Here is a 12,797-nt window from a genome sequence, read left to right on the forward strand (position 1 = left end):
ATATCAGGAAACAACTTCGTCGACATTTCTCAGTCATAAAGTCGGATTAAACTCAATCACGCCTTATTTTTTTGCCGTATTCAGCATATAATAACTGCTATTTTTCGCTCACTGCGATGTATTGGTTTTTCTATTGAGGAGTCCTAAGTGGCCCAATATATTTATACGATGAACCGAGTATCCAAGATGGTGCCGCCGAAACGCGAAATCCTCAAGGATATCTCATTATCATTTTTTCCGGGTGCTAAAATTGGTGTGCTCGGCTTAAACGGTGCAGGTAAATCGACTTTGCTCCGTATTATGGCGGGCGTGGACAAAGATTTCTCAGGTGAAGCTCGTGCACAGCCGGGGATTAAAATTGGCTATCTTGAGCAAGAACCCCCACTCGATCCTAATAAGGATGTGCGTGGCAACGTGGAAGATGGCGTACGTGAAGCGCTAGACGCTTTAGAGCGTTTAGATCAGGTTTTTGCAGAATATGCAGATCCCGATGCAGACTTTGACAAACTGGCCAAAGAACAAGAAAAACTGGAAGCGATTATCCAGACTTGGGATGCACACAATCTCAATAACCAATTGGAAATTGCAGCGAATGCCTTGAATCTACCAGCATGGGATGCCGACGTTTCTTTGCTTTCTGGTGGTGAGCGCCGTCGTGTGGCATTGTGTCGTTTGCTTTTGTCTAAACCAGATATGTTGCTTCTCGACGAACCAACCAACCATTTGGATGCCGAATCTGTCTCTTGGTTAGAACGTTTCCTGAAAGATTTCTCTGGCACCATCGTGGCGATTACGCATGACCGTTATTTCCTAGATAACGTGGCCGAGTGGATTCTGGAGCTTGACCGTGGACATGGTATTCCTTATCAAGGCAACTATTCTTCTTGGCTGGAACAAAAGAATGCCCGTTTAGAGCAGGAACAGAAACAAGAAGAATCTTTTGCTAAAGCATTGAAAAAAGAGCTGGAATGGGTTCGTTCAAATGCCAAAGGTCAGCAAAAGAAAAACAAAGCACGTATGGAACGCTTTGAAGAGTTGAACTCGAAAGAATTCCAGCAACGTAATGAAACCTCTGAAATCTACATTCCACCTGGCCCACGTTTGGGTAACAAAGTAGTGGAAGTGGAAGGGATCAGTAAATCATTTGATGGTCGTTTATTGTACGAAAATCTAACTTTTACTGTGCCACCTACTGCGATTGTGGGGATTGTGGGGCCAAACGGTGCGGGTAAAACCACGCTATTCCGTATGATGACAGGTGAACAGCAACCTGATACAGGTACGGTAACACTGGGTGACTCGGTGAAAGTGGCCTATGTGGGTCAGATTCGTGACACTTTGGATAATGACAAAACCGTTTGGGAAGAAGTTTCTGGCGGTTTGGATATCTTAAAAATCGGTGATTACGAAATTGCCTCACGTGCTTATATCGGTCGCTTTAACTTTAAAGGGCAGGATCAGCAAAAACGTGTAGGTGAATTGTCGGGTGGTGAACGTAACCGTTTACAACTTGCTAAGATCCTACAGATGGGTGCCAACGTGATCTTACTGGATGAACCATCGAACGATTTGGATATCGAAACTTTACGTGCGCTTGAGGATGCTATTTTGGTATTCCCGGGTACGGTGATGGTGGTCTCGCATGACCGTTGGTTCCTTGACCGTATTGCGACCCATATTTTGTCATTCGAAAATGAACAACCTGAATTTTATACAGGTAACTACGCTGAATACGAAGCTTATCGCCAATCGCGTTTAGGTGACGATGCGGTACAAAAACGTGGTAAATATAGAAAGATCACAGGTTAATTTTCTGTGAATAAAAAACCAGCTTTCGAGCTGGTTTTTTTTGCTTAACGTTTTTTTGAAAAAAACTAAGAAAATGCAAGTTGGCTATAAGCATCATATAGGCAGCGTTTGGCATCAGGATGACCATCTTTGGCGGCACGTTTCAGCCATGTTTCAGCTTTACGATAATCGCGATCCAGACCCAGTTGACCATTTAAATAACCAAGCCCCATTTTATACTCAGCTTCTGGATGACCACGTAAAGCAGATCGTAAAAAACACCAGATGGCATTGCGTTCATTGAGATAAGCAAAGCTGGTTGCATGAGCTGAAACATGATCATGGACACGACGATAAATCTGATGACGCATATACTGCTGATATTGGTCGTTTAGTGCCAATTGTTCAAAATAGAGACCCTGTTGATATTCTTGCTCTGCATCAGTATCTAAAAGTAAAAATACATCATTTTTAGAGTCTTGAGCTTGAAACAACAGTGTCCATACTGTTTTTAGATAATCAAACTTCATATTGCGCTCCTTGTTGCTCATAAACTAAGCTAACACTTTCAATATAAGCCAGTTTTTAAGAGCACGCATCCATTTCTTGTAACAAGTAGTGAGTTTGTTGGTCAACTTTTAAAAAGTATTACACTTCACATAAATAGCGTTCAAAGTGACATGGTTTTGTTATAAAACATCAAGTATTTTGGTGAAATGTAATTCTATTACACCGACTGCTATTGTTATATTGGGGCGTATTTCGAGTTTATGGTGCTTATGAAGCGTTCGTTATTGATGGCAATTTTGCTGAGTTTGTTCATGTTTCAGAGTTTATGGAACGTGGCAGCGGCTTTTTGCGCGCATGAAACGGCTTCAGGTTCTGAATATAATGCGATTCCATATCATTTTGGGCATCATCTTGATGCCAGTGTCGGGCAGGTATCTGACCATCATCAGCTAAAAACAGATACTGCAAATTTCAAAACCACCACACACCCTGCTGCGATCTGGATGGATCATCATGACCATTTACCTAGCTGTCTGCATATCGTAGTAGCTGAAACTGAACAAAATGCATTAGAACCCTACAGAATGGGTCACCTAACTCGCTCAGTCTACGATTGGGCGAACTCCTATCAGTCGCCGCATCTTATTGGATTAAATCCACCTCCTGTTTTAACCCCGCTATAGGTGGGGTAGCCGAAAAATAACCCACCTTTTCAATGATCAAAACATGATTAAAGCGAAAGGGTTATTTTATGTATGTACATATCATTCAACAGGCAAGACGTGCGATATTACCCAAAAAAGTAATGTCGATTGTCGTATTCACAGCATTATTGCCATATTCAGCCATCACTATGGCTGGCACTGAGATAGCTCAGCACAAAAATATTTCTGCACTTGAACAATCTTCCATGAGTTTTGCTCAGGTACTCGAAAAAGTACGGCAATATCAATCGAAACTAGGTGTCTGGAAAGTGCAACAGAGCATCGCTGATGCACATATTCAACAAAGTCATCTTTGGGAAAATCCCATTTTTTCTATTCAGCAAACGGGTTTTAAGTCGGATCAGGATCGTGAACTAGAATTTGGCATTTCACAAAAACTGGATGTATTTGGTGAACGTAAAGCGGCGACTCAACTGGCACAAGTTCAGCGTCAGCAAGTTGATTTAAATCAAAGTTTGTATGAAGCACAGCTTGAGCTTGTAGTGAAATATCTATGGTCACAAGTTGCCGTATTCGAAATGGAAAATCAGATTGCACAACGACAATTGGCAAATAGTCAGGCTATTTTGGAAGCAACTCGCTTGCGTTATCGTGCAGGGAGTATTGCTCAGGTCGATCAGGATCGTACCCTTATGGCGCATATTGAAAATCAACGCGCCGCTCAAGAAGTCGAACTCAACCTGAATATTGCTAGAAAACGACTGGCCAATTTGTGGGGTGAAACTACACATTCATTTCATTTAGGTTTCAACTGTGCAAACGCATGGCCTAGTCAAAGCAAAGCAGATGTTGCCGATCATTTACAGCAGAATTTACTACAACGTGCGATTCAACTTCAGTTGCAGCAGCAGCGTTCAAATGTGGACTATCTGAAAGCAAAACGTCGTCCTAATCCAACGCTCAATGTCGGCATGGTGACGAATAAAAGTGCGGAGACGAATAGCAGTGAACAACAGTTTAGGGTTGGACTGGAAATTCCGCTCAATATTTTTGATCGTCAGCAATATGCATTAAAAATTGCACAGACACAGCAAGATTTTTTAGTGCAGCAACAGCGATTTTATACTCAGCAAAACCTCAATAGCATTGAAACCTTACAGAGTGAACTGGTTGGATTAAAGCAGCAATATGACTTGATGAATGATCAGCAAATTCCTTTGTCTGAAGATGTGCAAAACAAAATGTTGCTCGGTTTTAAAGTGGGGAAATATGCAATTACCGATGTACAGCAGGCAACTGCTCAGTTACAGGAACAGCGCTTAAAAAAGGTTCAACTTCTTAAAAGTGCATGGCAAAAAGCCATAGAAACCGAAAGCTTGGCACTGGGTATTGCGCCTGAGCAAGTCATGTCCAGTGATGCACTGAATCAAATCAATCAAACACTTTGGCAAAACACTCATAATTTTAATGCCATTTCAGGAGCTGAATAATGTCGACTAAAAATATTCAAAAACAATGGCTCTGGGCAGGGTTGGTCATCGTCATTTGCGTTTTATTGAGTGCATGGATTGTGTTTAAGGATTCATCGAGCGAAACAGATTCACACGATGAAGGCGAACACGGCAAAGCAGAATCCACACATGCCGATGAAGCAGGAGAAGCGGAGCATACTGAAGAAACTAAAGCACTGAATCTAACCTCGCAGCAGATGCTAGAGTTTGGCGTCAAACTGGCACAGGTTGAGCAGGGGCAGGTTTCTCAATCTTTGGAATATCCTGCCAAACTGGTCGCCAATACCGATCAGCAAGCGCATGTTGCTTCAACTTTTACGGGACGCGTAGAAAGTGTCAATGCCATGTTGGGACAACAGGTGAAAAAAGGACAGATTTTAGCGACTGTATTTATTCCAGAACTGGTCGATCAACAAGCAAATTTGAGTATTGCTCAGGAAGCATTGACCTTGGCACAGCAGGATTATCAACGTGAAAAGCAGTTGTTTGATCAAGGAATTTCGGCACGTCAGGATTATCAAAAAGCCTATAACACCTATCGTCAGGCACAAATTCAGGTACAGGCCGCGCGCAGTCGCCTTTCAGCTTTGGGTGCAAATGCAGGAAGTCAGGGACGTTATGCATTAAAAGCGCCTTTAAGTGGTGTGATCAGTCAAAAAGATATCGTGGTAGGGGAATACATCACTTCAGATAAACAATTGTTTGTGATCGATCAACTTGATCAATTGTGGCTGGAATTTATCATGCCAAGTGAAAAGAGTATCAGCATACAACCTCATCAACAGATTCATTTTAAGTCATTACAAACTCAGAATCGCTTTAAGGCGCAGGTTCAGACTTTAAGTGCTGAAGCAGATAGCCAGACGGGACGTTTGCAAGTCCGTGCCAAAGTACTCACACCTGCACAGGAATTACGTCCAAATTTGATGGTGAATGTTTTATTAGAGGCGAAGGACAGTCAGCCTGTACTTCGAGTGACTCGCAACGCTCTTCAGCAAATCGATGGTAAGTCGGTGGTGTTTGTTGCAAAAAATGAAAAAAATAGTGTTCATTTTCAGCCCGTAGCGGTTGAGGTCGGTAATTATTCAAGTGATGGTCAATGGATCGAGATCAAATCTGGTCTAAGCAATCAACAGCAATATGTCAGTCAAGGCAGTTTCCTTTTGAAATCAGAAATGGAAAAAGGAGAGGCTGAACATGGACACTAAACCAGAAATTGCTTTGCCATCTGCACAAAGTTTATTTGACCGTATCATTCAGTTTTCTATTCGCAATGCCATTTGGGTGATGTTATTTACCCTGACATGGATCGCGGTAGGACTCTATAGCTATCAAAAATTATCTATTGATGCTGTTCCTGATATTACCAATGTACAGGTACAAATTAACTCTCAAGCCAATGGTTTTACTGCGGCTGAAGTCGAGCAACGCATTACCTACCCGATTGAAAATGCGATGTCAGGCATGCCAAATCTGGAGCAAACCCGTTCTATTTCACGTTATGGTTTATCTCAGGTGACCATTATTTTTAAAGATGGTACAGACATTTATTGGGCGAGACAGCTGATTAATCAGCGCTTACAAGAAGCTCAAAGTGCTTTACCTGACAATATTGATCCGCAAATGTCACCTATTTCAACTGGATTAGGCGAGATCTATCAATGGGTCATTAAAGCTGAGCCGAATGCTAAAAAGGCAGATGGCAGTGCTTACACAGCAATGGATTTACGTGAAATCCAAGATTGGATTGTACGTCCACAATTACAGCGGGTAGCGGGTGTTGCAGAGGTCAATAGTATCGGTGGCTACAATAAAACTTATATTGTTTCACCAGATTTAAAACGGTTGCAGCAATTACAGATTCCTGTCACAGATCTACAAACGGCTTTAACTGAAAATAATGAAAATCGTGGTGCAGGATTTTTGGAACAAAATGGTCAGCAGTTGACTGTTCGTGTCCCAGGAACGCTTAATTCGATTCAGGACATCGAAAATGTAATGCTGAGTCAAAAAAATGGTCTGCCGATTCGGGTTGCAGATGTTGCAACTGTCTCGATTGGACATGATCTCAGAACTGGAGGTGCGACCTATAACGGTGAAGAGACCGTACTCGGTATTGCCATGATGATGATGGGCGAGAACAGTAAAACCGTTGCTCAGGCGCTTGATCACAAGATGCAGGAAGTAAAGCGTTCTTTACCCGAAGGCGTTGTGGTCGAAACAGTGTATAACCGCAGTTCACTGGTCGATAAAGCCATCAAAACGGTGGCCAAGAACCTGATTGAAGGTGCAATTCTGGTCATCGTCATCCTGTTTATCTTTCTGGGTAATTTTAGAGCAGCTCTAATTACGGCTTGTATTATTCCTCTATCGATGTTGTTTACCATTACAGGCATGGCGGAGCAGAAGATCAGTGCCAATTTGATGAGTTTAGGCGCGCTGGATTTTGGCATTATTGTCGATGGTGCAGTGGTGATTGTAGAGAACTGCATTCGACGCTTGGCGGAAGCTCAACATGCCAAAGGTCGTCTACTCACTCGCCAAGAACGTTTTACGGAAGTTTTTCTAGCGGCTAAACAAGCACGACGACCACTGATTTTTGGTCAATTGATCATCATGGTGGTGTATTTACCTATTTTTGCACTTTCGGGTGTGGAAGCCAAAATGTTTCACCCAATGGCGATGGCAGTGGTCTTAGCATTGGTGGGTGCGATGATTTTATCCGTCACTTTTGTTCCTGCCGCTGTGGCGTTATGGGTTACAGGTGAAGTCAAAGAAAAAGAAAGCCGCTGGATGTTGGCGCTAAAAAACAAGTATGCCGATGTGTTGAATTGGGCGTATCAGTTTAAATATGTTGTTGCGACTTTGGCAGTGGGTATTTTAATCATAAGCGCTGCTATTTTTACTCGAGTAGGGAGTGAGTTTGCCCCTCAACTGAGTGAGGGAGATTTTGCCTTACAACTCATGCGGGCGCCGAGCACAGGGATTGAAGAATCTTTAAAAATACAGGAACAGGTTGAGAAACAATTACTTCAGGATTTTCCTGAGGTGAAAGCGATATTTGCGAGAACAGGAACGGCTGAAGTTGCAACCGATGTCATGCCACCTAATATTTCTGATGCGATTGTATTACTAAAACCTCGTGAACAATGGCCTAATCCTAAAGAAAGCATTGATGAGTTGCGTGGTCGGATGCAGGCATATGTTGAACATATTCCAGGTAATAACAGTGAGTTCTCACAACCGATTGAATTGCGTTTTAATGAATTGATTTCAGGCATACGCAGTGATATTGGGGTTAAAGTTTTTGGCGATGATTTGCAAGTCTTAAATCAGGAGGCTGAAAAAATTGCGCAAAAGTTGAGAAGGATTGAGGGTGCAACTGAGGTTAAGGTCGAGCAAACCGATGGCTTACCGTTGTTGAATGTCGACATTGATCATGCTTTAGCTGCTCAGTATGGTCTGTCTGTAAAACCTATTCAGGATCTTGTCGCGGCAAGTATTGGTGGGCAGGCAGTTGGGCAGATTTTACAGGGTGATCGACGTTTTGATTTTGTCATTCGTTTAAATGATGAAATGCGTATCCCTCAGCAATTGGCGCAATTACCGATTCAACTTCCCAATGGCGGCTTGATCCAATTACAAGATATTGCAAAAGTCGAAAATATTTTGGGACTGGCGCAGGTGAGTCGTGAAAATGGAAAACGTCGCGTGGTGGTGACGGCCAATGTACGTGATCGTGATTTAGGCTCTTTTGTCAAAGAAATGCAGACAGAACTGGCGCAGCAAAAACTGCCAAGTGGATACTGGTTAGGCTTTGGTGGACAGTTTGAAAATCTAGCTTCTGCTAAAGCACGAATGCAAATCGTGGTGCCTTTGGCTTTAATCATGATCTTCGTGCTGTTAATGGCTGTGTTTCATAATTTTAAAGACAGTCTACTTGTATTTAGTGGAGTACCATTTGCCTTATCAGGTGGTTTAGTTGCGCTCTGGTTACGTGATATTCCTTTGTCGATGTCTGCGGGTGTAGGCTTTATTGCACTCTCAGGTGTTGCGGTTCTAAATGGTCTGGTGATGCTAACCTTTATCAAGGAACTACGCCTGAAATATGATGTCTCAACGGCGACATGGCAGGGGGCAGTATTGCGGCTAAGACCTGTCTTGATGACCGCTTGTGTCGCTTCGCTAGGCTTTATTCCAATGGCTTTAGCCACAGGAACAGGCGCAGAAGTCCAGCGACCTTTGGCGACCGTTGTAATTGGTGGAATTCTTTCTTCGACTGTATTGACGCTGATTTTATTGCCTGTGATTTATCGTTGGATGAATGAATCTTCAAGAGCCAAGTCATCCACATCTCCGCTGTCTCATTAAGTCGGTTTTCAGTTAAATTATGCTATCTTCATGGAACGTTGATCCCTGAAGATAGTCCTATAAAAAATAACAAGCCTCACTTAGCGTGGGGCATTTTGAAAAATAAGGAATGAAGCATGAGTGAACATCATGGGCATGAGCATAGTCATGCTGTTGTAACCGAAGAAAATGCAAAGAAACTAACCATTGCACTATCACTCACTATTACATTTTTAATCGTTGAAGTAATCGCAGGTTTTATCACTCAAAGTTTGGCATTATTGTCTGATGCAGCACATATGTTTACCGATGCTGCTGCACTTGCCATTGCACTTGCGGCTATCAAAGTGGCTAAACGACCTGCCGATGATAAACGTACTTTTGGTTATCAACGTTTCGAAATTTTAGCGGCATTGTTCAATGCTTCCATGTTGTTTGTGGTCGCAGTTTATATTCTATTTGAAGCCTATCAGCGCTTTACCCATCCACCTGAAATCCAGAGCGTTGGCATGATGATTGTTGCTGTGATTGGACTCATCATTAACCTGATTTCCATGAAAATTTTGGTCTCAAGTGCGCAAGATAGCTTAAATGTCAAAGGCGCTTATCTGGAAGTATTAAGTGATGCGCTAGGATCTGTTGGAGTGATTATTGGGGCGATTATTATTTATTTTACCCAGTGGTATTGGGTCGATACCATTATCGCCGTTTTAATCGGATTTTGGGTGCTGCCAAGAACATGGATACTGCTGAAACAAAGTATCAATATTTTGCTAGAAGGCGTGCCTGAGGAAATTGATATTGAAAAGTTGCGTCAAGATTTATTAGCCTTGGACGGTGTAGAAAGTATTCACCAACTGAAAGTTTGGGCAATTACATCCAAGAACGTACATCTTACGGTACATTTATTTGCACCAGACGCAGATCGGAATCAACTCTATCGAAATGCTTATGAAATGCTGTCACATCAGCATGGCATTTCTGAAATTACCCTGCAAATTGAAGAAGATGAATGTGTTGTACATGAGCATGAACATGATACAACACATAATCATGAAACCCAAAGCCATTCACATTAAAATGGCTTTTAATTTCGATCAGTCAAGAATCAGTTAGATTTGCCATTCGTGATGACATTCACGGCATTTCCAATTCTTTTGGGATTGCATGAATGCTTGCATCGTCAATTTAAAGTTAGGCAGATCGCGCCAAAACATCAGCCCTGCACCCACAGCAACTACGAATACCACAACGGTTGCAATCTGTAGTTTTGGACCTGCACCATGACCAAAAATCCACATGCCAATACTCATGAGGACTAAAAATAATAAAATAAAAATCGCAGGCAGCAAGATCACCAAACTTTTAGGGATCACTGGACGAGCAGATGTTCCACCTTGCCCGACAGGCATAATTTTAACACTTTGACATTTTGGGCAACGGTACTGCATAAATGCTCCAGAATTTTATTTTCTCTATTTTAACCAAGCGTAGCTCAAATAAAAACAATAAAAAAGCCGCTGTCTGTGCAGCGGCTTTTTAGAAATTTGGCGTCCCTACGGGGATTCGAACCCCGGTTACCGCCGTGAAAGGGCGATGTCCTAGGCCTCTAGACGATAGGGACTTATGAGGCAACACATTCTAAGATTTGGTGGAGCCAAGCGGGATCGAACCGCTGACCTCTACAATGCCATTGTAGCGCTCTACCAACTGAGCTATGACCCCAGTCTGTGTGAGCGCCATATTAGGGCTATTGTGTGAATGCGTCAATAAAAAAATCAATTAAGCTTCATCAACTGCATCATTTTTCGGCAATTTTAGCGATTCATTGAGTTTTTCCCAGACTTTCAGCTCTTTTTTACTCGGTGCACCCACAATTTCGAGCGCGCGGCGTAAACGAGCAAAGGTTAAATCAGGACCAATCGTGACCATCGACTGCATTACAGGTGTAGAACTGGTTGAACCTGCAATTGCAATAAAGAACGCAGGCATAAAGTCACGCAGTTTAATCTCCATTTGATTGGCTAAATCCATCAAAATCTGACTCACTGTCTCATTGTTCCACGTGAATTGGCTTTCCAGTCGCCAGATCGCAAACTGTAGGCTTTGGCGAACTTGCTCTTGTGACAGTTTTTTGCTTTCAAACATCTCTGCGGTAATATTGGGCATATGATTGAAATAAAAACCAGCCCAATTGACGGCTTCAGACAACAAATGAATTCGTGGTTGAATGGCAGCAGCAATCTCTTCCAATGTGTTGCGATCATTTTTCCATGCCAGTAAACGATCAAGCAGTTGTCCGGGTGTCAGGGCTTTAATCCATTGACCATTGAGCCAGTTGAGTTTTTCTACATCAAAAATTGGCCCGCCTAAAGAGACACGTTGAATATCAAAATGCTCGATCATTTCGTTTAAAGTAAACACTTCGCGCTCGTCTGGCATTGACCAACCCATACGACCTAAATAATTTAACAAAGCTTCTGGTAATACACCAATATCTCGATAATAGTTAATCGAGGTCGGGTTTTTGCGTTTGGATAATTTTGATTTGTCAGGATTACGCAACAGTGGCATATGACACAGCACTGGCATTTCCCAACCAAAATATTGATAAAGCAATTGGTGTTTCGGTGCAGATGGTAACCATTCTTCACCACGTAACACGTGGGTAATTTCCATCAAATGATCATCGACCACATTCGCAAGGTGATAAGTAGGTAAGCCATCCGTTTTCAACAGGACTTGCATGTCCACTTGTGCCCAGGGAATTTCCACTTCACCCCGTAATAAGTCATTAAAACGACAAGTTCCTTCTTCAGGCACTTTCATTCGAATGACGTGCGGTTCTCCCGCAGCCAAGCGCTGTTCAACCTCTTGTTTTGAAAGTTTTAAACCACGTCCATCATATTTCGGTGTTTCACCACGCGCCATTTGTTCAGCACGCATTTGATCCAGCTCTTCAGCGGTTGCAAAGCAATAAAATGCATGGCCTTTTTCAATCAGATCCAACGCATATTGCTTATAAATCCCCATCCGTTCTGATTGACGATAGGGTGCATGTGGACCGCCAATATCTGGACCTTCCGCCCAATTAAGACCTAACCAGCGTAGCGAATCCAAAATCATTTTTTCTGATTCAGGCGTAGAGCGAAGCTGATCGGTATCTTCAATACGAAGAATAAATTCACCACCATGTTGTTTGGCAAAACATAGATTAAACAAGGCAATGTAAGCGGTTCCAACATGCGGGAAACCAGTAGGAGATGGAGCAATACGCGTACGGACTTTCATCATTTAAAAATAAAATCAAAAAAGGAATTGAACTTAGTATAACGGAAAAAGCCCAGCGTCTTGACCATTATTTGAGTCAAAAATCGCGAGGCTTTTTTTGAAATTTAATCAGCTATAACAAAAATTAAGAATTATGCGGCTGAAAAAAAGACTGAACAAAACGAGAAAAACGCTGATGTTGAGTCGCAAAAAAGTTTTGGCTTGGTGCAACACGAATGGTGTTCAACATTTTAATTTCATCATCTGTCGTTGGTAATGACGAGAGATTACGTTTTTGTTGATCCAGTGCCTTTTCAATCAATGAATTTTTTTCATTCGGCTTGATTTGAGTGTCTTTAATGACGGCAGCAGTACTTAACTGGGAAAAAAGTCCCAAACTTAAACTTAAACCAAGTACTTTAATTAACTGCATTTTCATGCAAACATCCCCCAGCATGCATCTATTTTTATTGCTGAACTGCAAGTCTACAACAAATGTAGACTAAAATAATTACGATTCGGCTATAAATATATAATAAAAATGCGACTTATGTCACAATTTTTACAAAAGTATAAAAATATCAATCAAGATATCCCTTTAAGGATACTTAATGCTACAACTATCTTGTAACAAAGAAATATGAATAAAGTATGAAAAATTTTAAGCAAAGTCATTTTGCCTAAAATAAAGTGTATCAAATTA

10 protein-coding genes and 2 tRNA genes are annotated in these 12,797 nt (G+C 41.9%); 6 read left to right on the forward strand and 6 right to left on the reverse strand.

Going from position 1 to position 12,797, the window contains the following annotated elements; genetic code table 11:
- Positions 1-147: 147 nt before the first annotated feature.
- The gene (gene ettA / locus J500_RS03115; RefSeq protein ID WP_034698120.1) at positions 148-1,809 is read left to right on the forward strand and encodes an energy-dependent translational throttle protein EttA; all 1,662 of its coding nucleotides are present in this window, start codon (positions 148-150) and stop codon (positions 1,807-1,809) included.
- A 65-nt stretch (positions 1,810-1,874) separates the two neighbouring features.
- Here ettA and J500_RS03120 read toward each other — a convergent pair whose 3' ends face one another.
- On the reverse strand, positions 1,875-2,318 hold the full coding sequence (locus J500_RS03120; protein ID WP_004994409.1) for an SEL1-like repeat protein: 444 nt from the start codon (positions 2,316-2,318) through the stop codon (positions 1,875-1,877).
- Positions 2,319-2,585: 267 nt separating this feature from the next.
- Between J500_RS03120 and J500_RS03125 the strand changes: the two genes are divergently transcribed.
- From J500_RS03125 to J500_RS03145, 5 genes are all read left to right on the forward strand, one after another.
- Entirely contained in the window at positions 2,586-2,981 is a 396-nt protein-coding gene (locus tag J500_RS03125) for a cation efflux protein, CzcI-like (protein ID WP_336151458.1), read from the forward strand.
- A 68-nt stretch (positions 2,982-3,049) separates the two neighbouring features.
- Entirely contained in the window at positions 3,050-4,453 is a 1,404-nt protein-coding gene (locus J500_RS03130) for a TolC family protein (protein WP_004994406.1), read from the forward strand.
- Positions 4,453-5,682 carry an efflux RND transporter periplasmic adaptor subunit gene (locus J500_RS03135; protein WP_004994404.1) on the forward strand — a complete coding sequence of 410 codons (1,230 nt, stop codon included), beginning with the start codon at positions 4,453-4,455 and terminating at the stop codon, positions 5,680-5,682. The genes J500_RS03130 and J500_RS03135 overlap by 1 nt, the downstream gene beginning before the upstream one ends.
- Complete coding sequence (locus J500_RS03140; RefSeq protein ID WP_004994401.1) at positions 5,672-8,845, forward strand: efflux RND transporter permease subunit; 3,174 nt, start codon at positions 5,672-5,674, stop codon at positions 8,843-8,845. The genes J500_RS03135 and J500_RS03140 overlap by 11 nt, the downstream gene beginning before the upstream one ends.
- Before the next feature lie 116 nt (positions 8,846-8,961).
- Complete coding sequence (locus J500_RS03145; protein ID WP_004994399.1) at positions 8,962-9,903, forward strand: cation diffusion facilitator family transporter; 942 nt, start codon at positions 8,962-8,964, stop codon at positions 9,901-9,903.
- Positions 9,904-9,936: 33 nt separating this feature from the next.
- Here the strand turns inward: J500_RS03145 and J500_RS03150 are convergent, their stop codons facing one another.
- The 5 genes from J500_RS03150 to J500_RS03170 form a co-directional block, all read right to left on the reverse strand.
- Positions 9,937-10,275: a zinc-ribbon domain-containing protein gene (locus tag J500_RS03150; protein WP_004994398.1), complete on the reverse strand. Its 339-nt coding sequence runs from the start codon at positions 10,273-10,275 to the stop codon at positions 9,937-9,939.
- A 97-nt stretch (positions 10,276-10,372) separates the two neighbouring features.
- Positions 10,373-10,448, reverse strand: a tRNA-Glu gene (locus J500_RS03155).
- Between the two features lie 25 nt (positions 10,449-10,473).
- Positions 10,474-10,549 (reverse strand) — tRNA-Ala (locus J500_RS03160).
- A gap of 57 nt (positions 10,550-10,606) precedes the next feature.
- The gene (gene gltX / locus J500_RS03165; protein ID WP_034698228.1) at positions 10,607-12,115 is read right to left on the reverse strand and encodes a glutamate--tRNA ligase; all 1,509 of its coding nucleotides are present in this window, start codon (positions 12,113-12,115) and stop codon (positions 10,607-10,609) included.
- Positions 12,116-12,239: 124 nt separating this feature from the next.
- On the reverse strand, positions 12,240-12,533 hold the full coding sequence (locus tag J500_RS03170) for a hypothetical protein (protein ID WP_004994395.1): 294 nt from the start codon (positions 12,531-12,533) through the stop codon (positions 12,240-12,242).
- Positions 12,534-12,797 lie beyond the last annotated feature (264 nt).

The organism is Acinetobacter sp. 479375, from assembly GCF_000581715.1.
Classification (GTDB): domain Bacteria; phylum Pseudomonadota; class Gammaproteobacteria; order Pseudomonadales; family Moraxellaceae; genus Acinetobacter; species Acinetobacter ursingii.